Consider the following 17,211-nt stretch of genomic DNA (forward strand, 5'->3'; position numbering starts at 1 on the left):
CTTCTGTACTGGGCCGACATTACGTCGCCAAAATGGTGGTGATGGATGTAATTTATCCGAAGCGGAAATTTTTCTGCAGTGATGGCCGGATTGGTTTGTTACGAATCGTCGCAGCCAAATGGCGATCTCGATGTCGGGGTGATCCCGGCAGACCCAGAGGATCGCGAGACTTGGAAAGGGAGGAAAAGCTTTGAAAGCTGTTCGTTTTCACGGAGCGAAGGACATCCGCGTCGAGGATGTCGAAGAACCGTCGAGCAAACTGGCGCCGGATGACGTTCTGGTCGCGCCGATCGTGACCGGCATCTGTGGCACCGATCTTCACGAATATATCGCGGGGCCGATCGTCACCCCGTCCGAACCGCATATCTATACCGGCGCGTCCAACCCGCAGATTCTTGGCCATGAATTCTCCGCCAAGGTTCTCGCAGTGGGCGACGAGGTCAGCAATGTCACGGTGGGCGAGCGTATCTCGGTTCAGCCGCTCGTGGCGCCGCGCAATGACTACTATGGCAAGCGCGGTCTCTATCACCTCTCGCCGCAACTGGGCTGCATCGGCCTGAGCTGGGCTTGGGGCGGCATGGGCGAGAAGGCCGTCATCAAGGATTACAACGCGCAATCCGTGCCCGAGGGGCTGACGGATGATCAGGCCGCGATGATCGAGCCGGCTGCGGTGGCGCTTTACGGCGTGGATCGCGGCGGCGTCGAGGCGGGCTCGACCGTTCTTGTCTCGGGCGCCGGTCCGATCGGTGCGCTGACGGTGCTGTCGGCCCGTGCGGCGGGTGCGAGCACGATCATCGTGTCGGAGCCGAACCCGAACCGTCGCCGGATCATCTCGGAAATCGCGCCCTATGCGCATGTCGTCGACCCGCGCAGCGGCGAGCTGCCGACCGTCGTCGGCGATCTGACCGAAGAGGGCGTCGGCGTCGACGTCGCGCTTGAATGTGTCGGGCTCGAAGCCTCGCTCAACGCCTGCGCCGAAGCGGTGCGCCGCCAGGGCAAGGTCGTGCAGGTGGGTCTGCACATGAAACCCGCCAGCATCGACGCGATGCTCTGGGCGCTCAAGGACATCTCGGTCGAAGCGACCTGGTGCTACCCGACGCAAATCTGGCCCCGGATCGGCCGCATGGTCGCCTCGGGCAATTTTCCGATCGAGAAAGTCATCACCTCGCGGATCGCGGCGGAAGATGTCGTCGACAAGGGCTTCGAGGCGCTTCTCGATCCTGCCGGGGAACATCTGAAAATTCTCGTCACCACCTGACGAAACGGAACTGCAAGAAAGGGGCGAAAACCCATGGCTGAACAGAATATTGCGTTGATTGTCGGGGCGACCGGCCTCTCGGGCAGCTACACCGCGCGCGAATTGAAATCTCACGGCTGGACGGTCGTGACGGTGTCGCGCAGCGATGTCGATCTCGAGTGGTCCGACCGGCACATTGCCGCAGACCTGACCGATGCGGAAGCCAGCAAGGCCGCGCTGGCTGCGGCCAAGGACGTGACGCATGTGTTCTATTGCACCTGGTCGCGTCAGGCCAACGAGGAAGAGAACGTCCGCGTGAATGGGATGATGGTGCGCAACCTCTTCGAGGGGATCGCAGGCGCGCCGATCAAACACGGAGCGCTGGTGACGGGGCTCAAGCATTACCTCGGTTCGTTCGACGATTACGCCAAGGTCACGCCCTACACGCCCTTCCTCGAATCGAGCCCGCGTCTGCCGGGGCCGAACTTCTACTACGCGCAGGAAGATGTGCTGCTGGAGATGGCCGAGAAATACGGCTTCACCTGGTCGGTGCACCGCCCGCACACGATGATCGGCTTCACGGTCGGAAATTACATGAACATGGCGGTCACGCTCGCGGTCTATGCCTCGATCTGCAAGCACACCGGCAAGCCGTTCCTCTATCCCGGTTCGCCCGAGCAATATAACGCGGTCACCGATGTGACCGATGCGCGCATCCTCGCCAAACAGTTCTACTGGGCCGCGACGACGCCGGAAGCTGCGAACACACCCTTCAATACCGCAAATGGCGATGTCTTCCGCTGGACTTGGCTCTGGGCGCGGATCGCCGAGTATTTCGGCCTCGAGGTCGCAGAATACCCCGGTCACACGACGCCGCTCGAAGAGCAGATGGCGGATGCGCCCGCAATCTGGTCGGAGATGGTGGCTCGATATGGGCTGCAGGATATCCCTCTGACCAAGCTCGCCTCGTGGTGGCACAGCGACGCCGATCTCGGCCGCGAGCTGGAATGCTTCACCGACATGACCAACAGCCGGAAGCTGGGCTTCGACGCTTATCAGAGCACGCCCGACAGCTTCTTCGACGTCTTCGAAGAGCTGCGCGAGCGCAAGATCATTCCGGCGAAGTGAGGAGACTGAGATGCATTACGTGATCCATTGCCTCGACCATGACGGTGCCGTCGACAAGCGGCTGGCCAATTACGAGGACCACAAAGCCTATCTGGCTCAGGCGCCGGTGAAGACGGTGATCTCGGGCCCGCTTCTGGCCGATGACGAGGAAACCATGATCGGCAGCTGCTTCGTGCTGGAGGCCGACAGCCTCGCAGAGGTCGAAGAGTTCAACCGCAACGACCCCTTCGCGAAGGTCGGTCTGTGGAAGTCCGTCTCGATCCGTCCGTTCTCCAAGCGCGTGGACAACCGCTGATGTCGGGGCCGGTCAAAATCGCCCTCGTGGGCATGGGATGGTGGGGGCAGAAGATGCTCGCCGTTCTGTCGAGCGCCCCCGACGACATCACGGTCGTCCGCGCGGTGGAGCCGAATATGGATGCGGTGCGCGATCTCTGCGCCGAGAAGAGCGTGACGCTCAGCGCGGATTACGCCGATGCGCTGAACGATCCCGAGGTCGAGGCCGTCGTGCTGGCGACGCCGCACTCGCTGCACACGGATCAGATCGCCAAGGCCGTCGCGGCAGGCAAACATGTCTTCTGCGAAAAGCCGCTCGCGCTCACCGCCGAAGAGGCCGCGCGGTCGGTCGCGCTTTGCGCCGAAGCTGGGTTGGTTCTCGGCATGGGCCATGAGCGCCGCTGGGAGCCGCCGATCGCCGAGATGCTGGCGAAGGCCGATGCAGGAGAGCTGGGCCGTATCCAGCAGATCGAGGCCAATTTCAGCCACGACAAGTTCGTCGGCATGGACCCGAGCAACTGGCGCGTTCAGGCGAGCGAAGCACCCGCAGGCGGCATGACCGCGACGGGCATTCACCTGCTCGATCTGTCGGTCCGCCTTCTGGGCCGCGCGGAAAGCGTGCTGTGCATCTGCGAGCAGCTGTCTTCGGAACTGCCGCAGGGCGACACGGTCGCGGCCTATGTGAAATTCGCCGGGGGAGGGACCTCCTACGTGTCGGCTTCTCTGTCGAACCCGTTCATGTCCCGCTTCACGGTCTATGGCTCGAAAGGCTGGATCGACATCCGCGACAAGGCGCATGTCGAGGCGCCGGATGGCTGGATCGTCACCTCGGCCATGGCTGGCGGGCCGATCGAGACCGTCGAGATCGGCAAGGCCGAGCCCGTGAAGGACAACCTGGTGAGTTTCGCCCGCGCCGTGCGCGGACAGGAAACCTACCCGATCACCGCCGATCATCTGGTCGACAATATCGCGCTGCTCGAGGCGGTCTTCGCCTCCTCCCGCAGCGGTCAAATCGAACGCGTGGCGCAACCCGCCGCAGCGAAAGTTGGAGCCTGACATGAAAGCCCTGATCTTCGACGAACCGAACAAGCCCATCGTGACGCAGGTGCAGACGCCCGGCATCACGGACAACGAGGTGCTAATCCAGTCGCGCCGCGTCGGGATTTGCCACTCGGATTACGAGCTGCTGGCCGGTCAATACATCATCCCGATTTCCTATCCGGTCGTTCCGGGCCACGAATGGGTCGGCGAAGTCGTCGAGGTCGGGAAGAATGTCGACGGGCTCAAGCCCGGCGATCGTGTGGTCGGCGAATGCGTGATCAACACGCCCGAGCGTATCCACCACTTCGGCTTCTCGATGGACGGTGCGGATCGCGAATTCTTCGCGGCACGTCCCGAATGGCTGCACAAGCTGCCCGATGCGGTGGACGACGCGAAAGGCGCGCTGATCGAACCCTTCACCTGCGGTTATTACGCGGTGCTGCGCCATGGTGGCGTCTGCGCGGCGGATACGGTCGTCGTCTCGGGCGGCGGCACGATCGGCCTCGTCTCGGCTGCTGCCGCGATCGGCATGGGCGCCCGCGTGATCGTGGTCGACCCGGTGCCGCTGCGCCGCGAGATCGCGATGAAGCTCGGTGCGGACGGCACGATCGATCCGACCGCCGGCGACCCGATCGAAGCGGTGCAGGAGATGACCAAGGGCGGCGCCGATCTCGTGGTCGAATGCGCGGGCCATCCGGCCTCGTTGGCCAATGTCTTCGACTATGCCCGCGACGACGGGAATGTCTCGATGGTCGGCATCAATATCGGCCAGAAATTCCCGGTCGAGCTGGGCAAGATCCAGATCAAGAACCTCAACGTGAAAGGCTGTATCGGCTCGCCCGGCGTCTGGCCGGCAGCGATCCGGTTCCTGGAGCGCACCGGGCTCGATCTCTCGCCGATCCAGACCCACAGCTACAACATCGATGACGCGATGACCGCGCTGGAGCTGGGCAAGTCGCCCGACAAGGCGGTCAAGGTCACCTTGGAAATCAGCTGAGACGCGACGCGAGGGAGGAGGAGAAAACATGGCTGAGACGACGCCGCATAGCTTCGGAGGTTCGATGGGACTTTCTTCGATGTCCCTGTCGAAGGGCTTCGTCACCATCGTCGCCTCGACGCTGGCGCTCATCCTCCTTTGCATCATCTTCGCACCCTCGGCGGTCACCGCCGGGTCGCTGATGGGCAGCCTACCTTTCGCGGCGGTGCTTGGCATCGTCGGGCTCGGCCAGATGCTGGTGGTGCAGCAGGGCGGCTTCGATCTGTCGGTGCCGGGCTCGGTATCGCTCGCGGTTGTGATCGCGACCCACATGCCCAATGGGCAGGACGCAGGGCTTCTGCCCGCCCTGATCATCGCGGTCGGCTTCGCGCTCGCCGCGGGGGTGCTCAACGGCATCATGGTCGCCTATTTCCGCCTGAACGCGATCGTCGCGACCATCGGGATGAACGCGCTTCTGTTCTCGGCTGTCTTCGCGATCTCGGGCGGCGTGCCGCGGATCACGACGAACTTGCTGGCCCATATCGCGGGCGGTCAGACCCTGGGTATTCCCCATTCGGTGCTGTTCGCACTCGCCATTCTGGCCCTCGTGTCCTTCGGCCTGAAAAAGACGGTGGTTGGCCGTCGCTTCGAGGCGATCGGGGCCAATCCCAAGGCGGCCCGCGCGGCTGGGCTGAGCGTCAAACCCTATCAGGCGATGGCCTATGTGGCGGCGCAGATCCTTTACTGCACCGCGGGCATCCTGATCGCAGGGATCACCCGCGAACCCACGGCATTTCAGGGCAACAGCCTGCTTCTGCCCTCGGTCGCCGTCGTGGTGCTGGCAGGGACATCGCTTCTGGGAGGGCGCGGCTTTCCGATCTCGGTCGTGATCGCCGCCTTCTTTCTCAATCAGCTCAGCCAGTTCGCTCTGTCGATCGGTGTGCCTTACTCGGCGCAGACCATCGTGCAGGCGCTCGCTCTTGTATTCGGCATCGGGGTCTACTCGATCGAATGGACGACCCGTTTCAAGAAAGAACAGACAAGTTCTACAGAGGAGGAGAACCATGAAACTGTCTAACCTGAAAGGATGCGCTGCCTATATGGCGCTGGGGCTTGGAATTGCCCTTTCGGCCTCGGCGGCCAGCGCAGAGGACGCACCCTCCTGGTGCGGCCCGAACAAAGCCTCGCTGGCGCTGCTCGACGGTTTCGGGGGCAATAGCTGGCGTCTGGTGACGACCGCTTCGGGCAAGGAGGAAGCCGCGAAGTGTCCGAGCATCACCGACTACTACTATGCCGACGGTCAGGGCGACACGCAGAAGGCGATCTCCGACATCAACTCGATGGCGGCGCGCGGTGTCGACGCGATGGTCGTCTTCGGCGATGCTGGTCCTGCAATCCTGCCCGCGCTGACCAAAGCCTATCGCTCCGGCGCGGTCGTCGTGCCCTACCGCGTGAATGTTGGCGGTGAGGCTGGCAAGAACTACACCCGCTTCGTCGGTGCCGACTTCGTCTATGATGGCGAAAGCTGGGGCAAGTGGATCAAGGAGAACTTCCCGGACGGCGCGAACATCCTGTTCCTGTCGGGCCCGGCGGGCAACAGCCAGGGTCTGGACGAGCTCAAGGGGATGAAGAACATCCTCGACGACAGCTACAAGTTCCTGAACCCGGACCCCTTCGCGGTCACCAACTGGGACCCGTCCCTGACGCAGCAGGTGCTGTCGGCCGCCATCGCGCAGCATGACAATATCGACGTCATCGTGTCCGACTTCGGCCCGTCGCTCGTGGGCGCGCTGCCGGTGTTCGCGAATTTCGACCGCTCGATCCCGGCGCTCGCGACCTCGGATGGCAACTCGCTCGGCTGCTTCTGGGAGAAGACCCACGCGGACAACCCTGATTTCAAGCTCTTCACGGTCGCGACCGGCAACGACAACGTTCGTCTCGCCGTGCAATGGGCGATCGCAGAAGCGACCGGTGGCACCCCGCCGTCGGAAGAAATCTTCAAGGCTCCGAACTTCGAGGACTCGACCGATGGGGATCCCAACCCCGTCCAGTGTCGCTCGGATCTGCCCGGCGCGATCTATCTCTCTGCTCAGCTTTCGGGTGACGAGCAGGCGAAGGCCGTCGGCCAGTAACCTCCCCCTGTCTCCGGGCGGCGCGATCCGCCCGGAGACTGCCGCGCCAACCCCCTCAGATCGGCGGAACTAAACGGATGATAGCATTGGCTGAAATCGAACCGATGGAGAAGGCGGACGGGCTCCGCGAAACGTCAACGGGCACCCCCGTGATCCGCTTGCGCGGCGTGTCGAAATCCTTCGGGGCGGTCCGCGCCCTGAGCGACGTGAGCGTCGACATTCACGCAGGCGAGGTGCATGCGATCCTGGGCGAGAACGGGGCCGGGAAATCGACCCTGATGAACCTGATCACCGGCGTTCTCCAGCCTAGCACCGGTCGGATCGAATTCGACGGGCGGGACGTGATGCCGCTGTCACCGGAAAGCTCGTCGGCGCTTGGCGTCGCGATCTCCTATCAGCACCCGGCAATCCTGCCCGACATGACGGTGCTCGAGAACCTGCAGGTTTCTCTGCCTGCCTCTGTCTTCCAAGGCGACCGCAAGGACCGCGTCGGCCAGCGTATGCTGGAAGAGGTCGGCCTCGAGGTGCCGCTGAACGCGCGTGTCGATACCCTGACCATCGCGCAGAAACACCTGCTGGAACTGGCGAAAGCGCTCGCCGTACAGCCGCGTGTGCTTATTTTGGATGAACCGACGGCCGCGCTTGATCAGGACGCGACGGATATGCTGTTCGCGAAGGTGCGGGCGCTGAAGGCCTCCGGCACCGCCGTCATCTATATCACCCACCGTCTGGCCGAGTTGCGCCAGATCGCGGATCGCGTGACCGTGCTGCGCGATGGCCGCCACCGGGGTAGCGCGCCTGCGAGCGAGATCAGCAATTCGCAGCTTCTGGACCTGATCGTCGGGCGCCGTCTGGCCTCTGCCTTCCCGCCGAAATGCGCCGACGCCAATCCCCCGATCAACTTTGAGGTCGAAGGCCTCAGTGGTCGCAAATTCTCGGACGTGGCCTTCGCCTTCGGGCGCGGCCAGATCATCGGCGTCGCCGGTGTCGAGGGCAACGGCCAGTCCGATCTGATGCGCGCCTTGGTCGGCCTTCAGTCCTACCGCGGCGCGATCAAGCTCCATGGTCGCACCCTCTCGCCGAAAGAGCTGAAACACGCGGCGGCCTTCATGCCGTCGGATCGCCATACCGAAGGCCTCGCCGCGGATCTAACGATCCGGGAAAACGCGACCTTCGCCTCGCTCGACAAATATGCCTCGAGCGGCGTGCTGGATCGCGGCAAGGAAATGCAGAAGGTGCAGGAGGTGTTCTCGTCGTTGGCGGTGAAGGCCGCGGGCGTCGAGGCGAAGGTCTCCCAGCTTTCGGGCGGCAACCAGCAGAAGATCGTGATGTCCCGCGCGCTTCTGTCGGAGCCGGGCTTCATCGTGGCCGACGAACCCACGCAGGGCGTCGATGTCGGCGCGCGCTTCGAGATCTACCGGATCCTGCGCGAAGTCTCCGATGCGGGCACCCCGGTGATCGTCAACTCCTCGGATGCGGCGGAACTGGAAGGGCTGTGCGACATCGTTCTTGTCATGTCGCGGGGCCGCATCGTCGAGACCCTGCGCGGAGACGACATCACCGAGGCCCGTATCGTGGGGGCTGCGGTCGAGGCCGACACGCATGCGCATCACGTCGATGAAGAGCATCGGGCGAAAGAGGGCTTCGGCGCGAAGCTGCGCCATTTCGTGCAAACCGATAACGCGACGATCGTGCCGCTCGCGCTGGTGACGGTGCTGCTCGCGCTGTTCGTAAGCGCGCAGAACGAGAATTACCTGTCGTCCTTCAACGTCTCGAACATCCTGATCCTCGCGACCGCGCTCGGCTTCATCGCCTTGGGGCAGACCATCGCCCTGCTGATGGGCGGGATCGACCTCTCGGTCGGGCCGCTCGCGGGTTTCCTCGTGGTGATCGGGTCTTTCTTCATCAACGATGGCAGCCCGGCCACGACGATGGCGCTCGGTTTCACCCTGATGTTCGGCGCGGCGATCGTCGTCGGATTGATCAACGGCGTGCTGATCCGTTTCGCCAATTTCACACCCATCGCAGCCACTTTGGCGATGTTCATCGGTTTGCAGGGCATGAGCTTCGTGCTGCGCGAAGGTCCGGGCGGCTACATCTCCTTCGATGTGATCGACACGCTCACCCGCAGCTTCGGTCCCGTGCCGGTCGCCTTCGTCGTGATGATCGCGATCGCCATCGCGATGGAGCTGGGCCTGCGCCGCAAGCGGGCAGGGTGGCAGCTTCGCGCAGTCGGCTCGCATGAGGAATCCGCACGTCGGATCGGTGTGCGCACGGACCGGACCTTCGTGCTCGGCTATATCGCCGTGTCGCTGCTGACCGCACTTGGTGCGATCATGCTGATGGCGCAGATCGGCGTCGGCGACCCGGCGCAAGGCGTGAACTACACGCTGGGCAGCATCACCGCGGTCGTCCTGGGCGGCACCAGCCTTCTCGGCGGGCGCGGCACCTTCATCGGCTCGCTGCTGGGCGCGGTGCTTTTGACCGAAGTGCTCAACGCCGTGTCCTTCCTCGGTCTGTCGCAGGCCTACCAATACGGCTTCCAAGGGGTGCTGATCCTCGTGGCGGCGCTCATCTACACGACCGCGCGTCGGCGTCGCGAGGAGTAACCTCGCGGCCCACGCTGGCTCAATTCAACGCCTCGTCTGTGCGAGGCGCAGGGAGGAACCATGCCTGAAGCGTTCATCTACACATCCACTCCGGGGCGCATCGTCTTTGGCTCCGGGACCCTGGCGAAAGTCGCCGAGGAGGTGGAGAGACTGGGCTGCGCCCGCGCGCTGATCCTGTCGACGCCGTTCCAGAAATCCGATGCCGAGGCGCTTGCGAACAAGCTCGGGGAGATGGCGCCCGGAACCTTCACCGAAGCCGCGATGCACACGCCGGTCGCCGTGACCGAGGCCGCGCTCGAAGTCTATAACGAGACCAAGGCCGATTGCGTCGTGGCGCTCGGCGGTGGTTCGACCATCGGCCTGGGCAAGGCCATCGCCTGGCGCAACGATGCGCCGCAGGTGGTGATCGCGACGACCTATGCGGGCTCCGAGGTCACCGACATTCTCGGCCAGACCGAGAACGGGCAGAAGACGACCGTCCGCGATCCAAAGATCCGCCCGGAAACCGTGATCTACGACCCCGATCTGACGCTGGGCCTGCCGGTCGCGATGAGCGTCGCGAGCGGCCTCAATGCAATGGCCCACGCGGTCGAGGCGCTCTACGCGCCCGATGCGAACCCAGTCACCTCGCTGATGGCGGTCGAAGGGCTGCGTGCGCTGAAATCGGCGCTGCCGCGGATCGTCGAGACGCCGGAGGATCGCGATGCCCGGGCCGATGCGCTCTACGGGTCGTGGCTCTGCGGCACCGTGCTGGGCGCGGTCGCCATGTCGCTGCATCACAAGCTTTGCCACACGCTCGGCGGCGGGTTCGACATGCCCCACGCGGAGACCCACGCGATCCTGCTGCCGCATACCGCCGCCTATAACGCCGAGGCCGCGTCGGCGCAGCTCGCCCGAGCGACCGAGCTGTTCGGCGGCGATCTGGGCGGCGGACTCCACGACTTCGCGCGCTCCGTCGGCGCCCCGCTCGCGCTGGCCGACTTTGACCTCAGGGAAAGCGATCTGGCGCGCGCCGCCGATATGGCCGTGCAGAACCCTTACAAGAACCCGCGCGACGTCACGCGCGACGGCATTCTCGACCTGCTGACCCGCGCCCATGCCGGGCAACGCCCCGTCACGACCTGATAGGAATGAATGACATGACCCAAGAGCCGAAGATCGCCTATTTCACCGAGGACGCCTCGGTCGAAACCGTCAACGCCCGGGTTTCGGAGAGCACCGATGCGCGCCTCCAGACCGTGATGGCAAGCCTCGTCCGTCACCTGCATGCTTTCGTCAAGGACGTCGAACTGACCCAAGCCGAGTGGGATATCGCGATCGATTTCCTCACCAAGACCGGACAGATCTGCGACGAGAACCGTCAGGAGTTCATCCTGCTTTCCGACGTGCTGGGCGTCTCGATGCTGGTCGATGCGATCAACAACCGCCGCCCGACCGGGGCGACCGAGAACACGGTGCTCGGGCCGTTCCACGTCGATGACGTGCCGGAATACGAGATGGGCGCGAACATCACCCAAGCGGGCGGGCGCGAGACCTGCCGCTTCTATGGCATCGTCACCGATCTCGACGGCAACCCGGTCGAAGGCGCGCGCATCGACGTCTGGTCGGATAGCGAGGACGGCTTCTACGACGTCCAGCAGCCCGACATCCAGCCGCGCAACAACAATCGCGGCGTGTTCACCACGGGGCCAGACGGGCGCTACTGGTTCGAGGGGATCAAGCCGGTCTCCTACCCGATCCCCGATGACGGTCCGGTGGGCAAGATGCTGGGCAAGCTCGGGCGTCACCCGTATCGCCCGGCGCATATGCATTTCATCGTCAGCGCCGAGGGCTTCGATCCGGTGACGACCCATACCTTCGTCGCGGGCGACAAATACCTGACCTCGGATGCGGTGTTCGGCGTCAAGGAATCCCTGATCGCCGAGTTCACCCCGGTCGAGAATGGCGAGACGCTGTGGGAGTCCAATTACGACTTCGTGCTGCATCGGACCGAGTGAGCGGGGAGGCTATCATGTCGAACAAAGACGAGATGGGCGGCGTCGTCGTCACGGGCGCTGCGCGGGGCATCGGCTTCGAAATCGCCCGGCGCGCGGCGGCGGCTGGATATGGCGTGGTGATCGCCGATCTCGATGACGCGGCAGGCGAGGAGGCGGCAAAAGCCCTGACTGCCGAGGGCGGTCGCGCGATCTTCTGCGAGACCGACGTGACGGACCGCGCCGCCACCCGCGCTGCCATTGTCGCCTGCGAGTCGGAGTTCGGCTTTCTCCATGCCATCGTCAACAACGCAGGTTTCAACCGTCCGCAGCCGTTCCTCGAGACGACCGAGGAGAACTGGAACCAGATCATGACGGTCAACGGCATGGGCGTGATGATCGGCATTCAGGAAGCGGCGAAGGCGATGATCGCGGCCAAACGGAAAGGTAAGATCATCAATACCGCCTCGATGGCCGGTCGCGCCGGCTTCGGTGATTTCGCCCCATATTGCGCAAGCAAGGCCGCCGTCATCAGCCTGACGCAGGCCGCCGCGCGCACCCTTGCCCCGCACGGAATCACCGCGAACGCCTTCGCTCCCGGCGTGGTGGAGACCGATCTCTGGACGGTGCTCGACAAGGATTTGATGGAAATGGGGGTGTCTTCCGAGCCGGGCGAGGCCCTGCGCAACTTCGCCGCCGGAATCCCGCTCGGCCGGACTTCGACGCCGGCAGATGTGGCCGGAACGGTGGCTTTCCTGCTCTCGCCGGACTCCGACTACATGACCGGCCAATGCCTGCAGATCGACGGCGGGATGATCATGCAATGACCGCAACCGAGGAGACACGACCCATGACCAAGCATACCCCATTTCCCCGCATCGCCTTCATCGGAACCGGTGCGCAGGGTGCCTCCATCGCGGCGGATTTCACGCTCGCAGGTCTGGACGTCACCTTCATCGACCAATGGCCCGCGCATGTCGAAGCGATGCGGGCGAACGGCCTGACGGTCAATATGCCGACCCGCCAGCTGCGCACGCCGGTCAAGGCGCTGCACCTGTGCGAGATCGCCGAAATTAAGGAACCTTTCGATCTCGTCTTCATGGTGGTGAAGGCCTACGACACGCGCTGGGCGGCGGAGTTGATCAAGCCGGTTCTGGCGGAGCACGGCTTCGTCGTGGGGCTGCAGAACGGTATGACCCAAGAGGCGATCGCAGAGATCGTCGGCAAGCATCGCACGATCGGCGCGGTGATCGAGATCGCATCGAACATGTGGGAACCCGGCATCACCACGCGCCAGAACGACACCGATGAAAGCTGGTTCGCGCTGGGCGCGCTCGACCCCGAGCAGCAGCCGCGCGTGGAGGAGGTCGCCAATATCCTGCGTCATTCCGGCACCGTCGAGGTGGTCGAGGATATCCACTCCGCCAAATGGATGAAGCTCGTGGTGAACGCCGCGGAACTGATCCCCTCGGCGATCATCGACACGGCACTCAACGATGCCGCGCGCCAACCCGAATTCCTCGAGGTGATGCGCAAGGCGGGCTATGAGGCGATGGACGCGGCGCTGGCCGACGGCGCCACGGTCATGCCGATCATCGGGATGCCGCCGGTCATGAGCAACCACCCAGAACGCTTTGTCGACGAGATCTTCGACGAGGTGCTGCGCACTTTCTCGCGCGAAGATACGCTGACGACCTCGCTGCAGGACTGGCGCAAGGGCAGGCGGGCCGAGGTCGACGAGGTGAACGGGCTCGTTGTCGATATCCTCGAAGCGAAGGGGGAAGCCGCGCCGATGAACCGCAAGGTCGTCGAGATGGCCAAGGAGATCGAAGCGGGCAAACGCGTCCTCAGCCCCGCGAACGCGGGCGAACTGGTGGCGCATTACCGAGGGCTAGTGCAGTAGGGACGTGCCTGCTCAGCTCGTAAACCCTTCGGCAGCTTGCACGGGGCTGCGCCGTCGCCGGTGGTTTTTCGGTAGCAAAGGTTGTCGCACGTTCAGCGGATTGCGCCTGAATTCGGATAAATTGCTTGGATGATGCCTCGCGCAAGGCGATAAGCGGAGGGAAATGGCAATAGATCGACGCGCGACGTGAAGATACATAAGTTCGATATCAGTGGACATCCTGGGGAGACTGTCGGTGACATCACCCACCGGCGCCTGCGCGGCGACATCGTGCATGGGCGGTTCAAACCGGGGCAGAAGCTGAAGCTCGATCTGCTGCGCAAGAAATACGATATCAGCGTGACGACGCTGCGCGAATTGCTCAGCAGCCTGACGAATGAGGGGCTCGTCACCGCCGAGGGGCAGCGCGGCTTCGAGGTGGCGCCGATCAGCAAGGCCGATCTGCGCGATCTGGCCGACTTGCGGCTGCTGCTCGAGACCCACGCTCTGCGCCAGTCCATCGCGAATGGCGACATAGAGTGGGAAGCGGGCGTCGTGTCTTCGCATTACAAACTGGAGACGATTGAGCGCGAGCTGATCGCGGGCGGCGACGGGCCGGTGCAACCTTGGGTGCGTCACGACTGGGATTTCCACTTCGCGATGATCGCGGCGTGCGACAGGCCGAACCTGATGCGCACGCATTCCTCGGTCTTCGATCGCTTCATGCGCTATCACATGATCATTCTGGAGTTCCGAGGTGAGAAGGCCAAGGAAGACCACATTCGTTTGCGCGATCTGACCTTGGCCCGGGATGCGGATGCCGCCGTGGAACTGCTGATCTCCCATGTCGAAAGCGGCGTCGACCACATTCTGGCGACCGGTCGCGTTCCCTGAACTCTTTGAAAGACGGTGTCTGACAGTCGGCAAGCGGGTGGAGAAGAACACCCGCTCGTGATTTTGTCCGTCGAAAATAAAAATGTATGATATTTTTAAAGTTGACATATGAAATTGGAGATGCCGAATTGAATGAGCCGCTTTCGATGCGGCGAAAGGGAGGAACTATGACCAAATTGACTCGCCGCAGCGTGCTGGCGACAGGGGCCGCTGGTGCAGCCGCGACCCTGATGGCAGGCACTGCATTCGCTCAAGATCGCCAACGGCTCCGCCTGTCTTCGGTGGTGTCGAATAACGACATTCGCGCCAAGGCCTTCGCCCGCATTTCCGAGGATGTCGCCAAGGATTTCGACCTGCAGGTCTACAACCAGTCGACGCTTGTTCCGCAGGGGGGTGAACTGACCTCGATCCAGCGCGGGACGCTGGAAATGGGCCTCGTCGCGCCGCAGAAGCTGGCCGATCAGGTGCCGGAATGGTCGATCCTGACTGCCGCTTACGTGCTGCGCGATGCGGCCCATATGAAAGCCGTCTTCGACAGCGACGTGGGCAAGCAGTTGAACGATCTTGCGGCTCAGGCTGGGCTCCATGTCCTCGCGCCGGTCTATTTCGGCGCGCGTCAGGTCAACCTGAAGCCCGAGAAGAAGATCAACACGCCCGAGGATCTGAAGGGGATGACCCTGCGCATGCCGGGCGGCGACGCGTGGCAGTTCCTTGGCGAGGCGATCGGCGCCAGCCCGACGCCGCTGGCCTATTCCGAGGTCTACACCGCGCTCCAGACCGGGGCGATCGACGGTCAGGACAACCCGCTGCCGAACGACTACAACATGAAGTTCTACGAGGTCACGAGCCAGATCGCCCTGACCAGCCACCTTGTCGGTTTCGATGTGCTTGGTATCTCCAAGAAGGTCTGGGACGACATGAGCGCCGATCAGCAAAAGCTGCTAAAGGACTCCGTGGACAAGGAAATCGCCGCCAGCACCGAGGAGCACCTCAAGCGCGAGCAGGAACTGGTGGACTTCTTCAAGGAACAGGGGCTCGAGGTCTACGAACCCGACCGCGCCGCCTTCCGGGACTACGCCCAGAAGAAGTATCTCGCCAGCGACTTCGCCAAGAGCTGGCCCGAGGGGATGCTCGAACAGATCAACGCGATCCAGGCCTGACCCCCGGACACACTGAGGGCGGGGGGCCATGCGGGCCCTTCGCCCCTCGAAAGGCAAACCGATGCAAAACACGAGCCGCCGCTGGCGGAACGTAGCGCGCCGTCTGGCAGACGCCGTTCCGGCGCTGCTTCTGGCCGCCATGTTCCTGGCCTTCATCGTTCAGGTCTTCATGCGCTATGTCCTGAACCACCCCGTCGGCTGGACGGTCGAGCTCTGCGTCATCGCGTGGCTCTGGGTCGTGCTGTGGGGGCAATCCGTCTCAGCGCGCGAAGAAGACGAGATCCGCTTCGACATCATCTACGGCGCGGTGCGGCCCAAGGTGCGCCGCGTGTTCCGCATCCTGTTCTCGCTCTTCATCGTCGGGATTTATGCGGCCTCACTGCCGGATGTCCTGAGCTACATCTCCTTCATGAAGATCGAGAAGACGGCCTATATGAAGATCCCCTTCAGCTACGTCTTCTCCGTTTTCGCAATTTTCACGGCGGTCACGATCCTGCGCTATGGCTGGATTCTGATCAAAGAGCTGCGCGGTCAGGGGCCCGAAGATGACAATCCCGACCTGACGCATGTCGCGCGCAAGGATTTCTCCGAATGAGCTGGGAATTCACCCTCGCCGTGGCGGCCATCGTCGCCACCGCTATCGTCGGCCTGCCGATCGGGCATGCCATGCTGGGGGCCTCGATCCTCTATCTTCTGCTCGAACAGCAGGACATGAGCATCGCCGCCGAGCAGGTCCTGCGCGGGCTCTACGGTTCCTACGTCCTGCTGGCGATCCCGCTGTTCATCTTCGCGGCGGACCTGATGAATATCGGCTCGCTCTCCGACCGGCTGCTGGATTTCTGCCGCGCACTGGTGGGGCGCTTCCGGGGCGGGCTGGGCCATGTCAACGTCGTGTCCTCGCTGATCTTCTCGGGCATGTCGGGCTCGGCCATCGCCGACGCGGTGGGGATCGGCAAGATCATCATCCAACTGATGACCAAGGACGGGAAATATCCCCCGGCCTATGCCGGAGCGATCACCGCCGCCGCCGCGATTATCGGCCCGATCATTCCGCCCTCGATCCCGATGGTGCTCTATGCGCTCGTCTCCGACACCTCGATCGGCTACCTCTTTCTCGGCGGCGTGGGGCCCGGTCTGATCCTCGCGCTTCTGCTGATGGTAATGAACGCCATTCAGGCACGCCGTCACGACTTCCCGGTGGAAGTGCCCGTGCCGGTGCGCGAGATGCCCCGCATCACGCTGCGCGCCGTGCCTGCCCTGCTGATGCCGGTGATCCTTCTTGTCGGCATCTATGGCGGCATCACCACGCCCACCGAAGCGGCCGCACTCGCCGCGCTCTATGCCTTCCTGATCTCGACCTTCCTCTACCGCTCCGTCAGCCTGCGGGCGGCCTATGAGACCGTGTGCCAATCCGCGCGATCCACGGCGAGCGTGGGCATCCTGATCGCAGGGGCGCTGGCCTTCAACTACGTGGTCACGGTCGAGCAGATCCCGAATGAGATCCGCGGTGCCTTGGGCGACATGCAGCTCGACCGCGTCACCTTCCTGCTTCTGGTCAACGTGCTCCTGCTGGTGCTCGGGTGCCTGCTCGAAGCCAATGCGATCCTCCTCGTGATCGTGCCGATCCTGCTGCCGACAGCCGTATCGCTCGGTGTGGACCCGGTGCATTTCGGGGTGGTCGTCGTGGTCAACACGATGATCGGGCTCGCAACGCCCCCCTACGGATTGCTGCTCTTCGTCGTCAGCGGGATCACCAAATCCCCGATCGGCCAGACGATCCGCCATCTCGTGCCCTTCCTGATCATCATGATCGTCGGGCTCGCAATCATCACTTTCGTGCCGGGCACCGTGCTGTGGCTGCCCCGGCTTTACGGTTACGGCGGCTGACAGGCCGCAAATCAGGAGA

The 17,211-nt window shown here is 63.5% G+C and carries 16 protein-coding genes; all 16 read left to right on the plus strand.

Annotation, left to right across the window (positions count from 1 at the left end; all coding sequences use genetic code 11):
- Positions 1 to 190: 190 nt before the first annotated feature.
- Positions 191 to 1,258, plus strand: a complete 1,068-nt coding sequence (locus BMI85_RS14690) for a 2,3-butanediol dehydrogenase (RefSeq protein ID WP_078547546.1) — start codon at positions 191 to 193, stop codon at positions 1,256 to 1,258.
- 33 nt (positions 1,259 to 1,291) lie between these two features.
- Positions 1,292 to 2,365 (plus strand): SDR family oxidoreductase, encoded by a 1,074-nt coding sequence (locus tag BMI85_RS14695; RefSeq protein ID WP_078601804.1) that lies wholly within the window; start codon positions 1,292 to 1,294, stop codon positions 2,363 to 2,365.
- A gap of 10 nt (positions 2,366 to 2,375) precedes the next feature.
- The gene (locus tag BMI85_RS14700; protein ID WP_078522957.1) at positions 2,376 to 2,660 is read left to right on the plus strand and encodes a YciI family protein; all 285 of its coding nucleotides are present in this window, start codon (positions 2,376 to 2,378) and stop codon (positions 2,658 to 2,660) included.
- Complete coding sequence (locus BMI85_RS14705; protein ID WP_078601805.1) at positions 2,660 to 3,694, plus strand: Gfo/Idh/MocA family oxidoreductase; 1,035 nt, start codon at positions 2,660 to 2,662, stop codon at positions 3,692 to 3,694. Before BMI85_RS14700 ends, BMI85_RS14705 begins: the two co-directional genes overlap by 1 nt.
- A 1-nt stretch (position 3,695) precedes the next feature.
- On the plus strand, positions 3,696 to 4,676 hold the full coding sequence (locus BMI85_RS14710; protein ID WP_078601806.1) for a zinc-binding dehydrogenase: 981 nt from the start codon (positions 3,696 to 3,698) through the stop codon (positions 4,674 to 4,676).
- 28 nt (positions 4,677 to 4,704) lie between these two features.
- Positions 4,705 to 5,733: an ABC transporter permease gene (locus BMI85_RS14715; protein WP_208607997.1), complete on the plus strand. Its 1,029-nt coding sequence runs from the start codon at positions 4,705 to 4,707 to the stop codon at positions 5,731 to 5,733.
- A complete protein-coding gene (locus tag BMI85_RS14720; RefSeq protein WP_078522954.1) occupies positions 5,720 to 6,787 on the plus strand; it encodes a substrate-binding domain-containing protein in 1,068 nt (355 codons plus the stop codon). The genes BMI85_RS14715 and BMI85_RS14720 overlap by 14 nt, the downstream gene beginning before the upstream one ends.
- Before the next feature lie 86 nt (positions 6,788 to 6,873).
- Positions 6,874 to 9,396, plus strand: coding sequence for an ATP-binding cassette domain-containing protein (locus BMI85_RS14725; protein WP_210402364.1), 2,523 nt, complete (start codon positions 6,874 to 6,876; stop codon positions 9,394 to 9,396).
- A gap of 60 nt (positions 9,397 to 9,456) precedes the next feature.
- Positions 9,457 to 10,521: a maleylacetate reductase gene (locus tag BMI85_RS14730; RefSeq protein ID WP_078601808.1), complete on the plus strand. Its 1,065-nt coding sequence runs from the start codon at positions 9,457 to 9,459 to the stop codon at positions 10,519 to 10,521.
- A 14-nt stretch (positions 10,522 to 10,535) separates the two neighbouring features.
- A complete protein-coding gene (locus BMI85_RS14735; RefSeq protein WP_078601809.1) occupies positions 10,536 to 11,393 on the plus strand; it encodes an intradiol ring-cleavage dioxygenase in 858 nt (285 codons plus the stop codon).
- Positions 11,394 to 11,407: 14 nt separating this feature from the next.
- Positions 11,408 to 12,196, plus strand: coding sequence for a glucose 1-dehydrogenase (locus tag BMI85_RS14740; protein WP_143595092.1), 789 nt, complete (start codon positions 11,408 to 11,410; stop codon positions 12,194 to 12,196).
- Between the two features lie 23 nt (positions 12,197 to 12,219).
- Entirely contained in the window at positions 12,220 to 13,272 is a 1,053-nt protein-coding gene (locus tag BMI85_RS14745) for a 2-dehydropantoate 2-reductase (RefSeq protein ID WP_078601810.1), read from the plus strand.
- Positions 13,273 to 13,458: 186 nt separating this feature from the next.
- Entirely contained in the window at positions 13,459 to 14,145 is a 687-nt protein-coding gene (locus BMI85_RS14750; protein WP_078522949.1) for an FCD domain-containing protein, read from the plus strand.
- Between the two features lie 167 nt (positions 14,146 to 14,312).
- Positions 14,313 to 15,305: a TRAP transporter substrate-binding protein DctP gene (gene dctP / locus BMI85_RS14755; RefSeq protein ID WP_078601811.1), complete on the plus strand. Its 993-nt coding sequence runs from the start codon at positions 14,313 to 14,315 to the stop codon at positions 15,303 to 15,305.
- Positions 15,306 to 15,366: 61 nt separating this feature from the next.
- Entirely contained in the window at positions 15,367 to 15,900 is a 534-nt protein-coding gene (locus tag BMI85_RS14760; RefSeq protein WP_078542688.1) for a TRAP transporter small permease subunit, read from the plus strand.
- Positions 15,897 to 17,192 (plus strand): TRAP transporter large permease, encoded by a 1,296-nt coding sequence (locus tag BMI85_RS14765; protein WP_078542689.1) that lies wholly within the window; start codon positions 15,897 to 15,899, stop codon positions 17,190 to 17,192. Before BMI85_RS14760 ends, BMI85_RS14765 begins: the two co-directional genes overlap by 4 nt.
- The last annotated feature ends 19 nt before the right edge of the window (positions 17,193 to 17,211 follow it).

This window comes from Thioclava sp. DLFJ4-1 (assembly GCF_002020145.1).
Classification (GTDB): Bacteria; Pseudomonadota; Alphaproteobacteria; order Rhodobacterales; family Rhodobacteraceae; genus Thioclava; species Thioclava sediminum.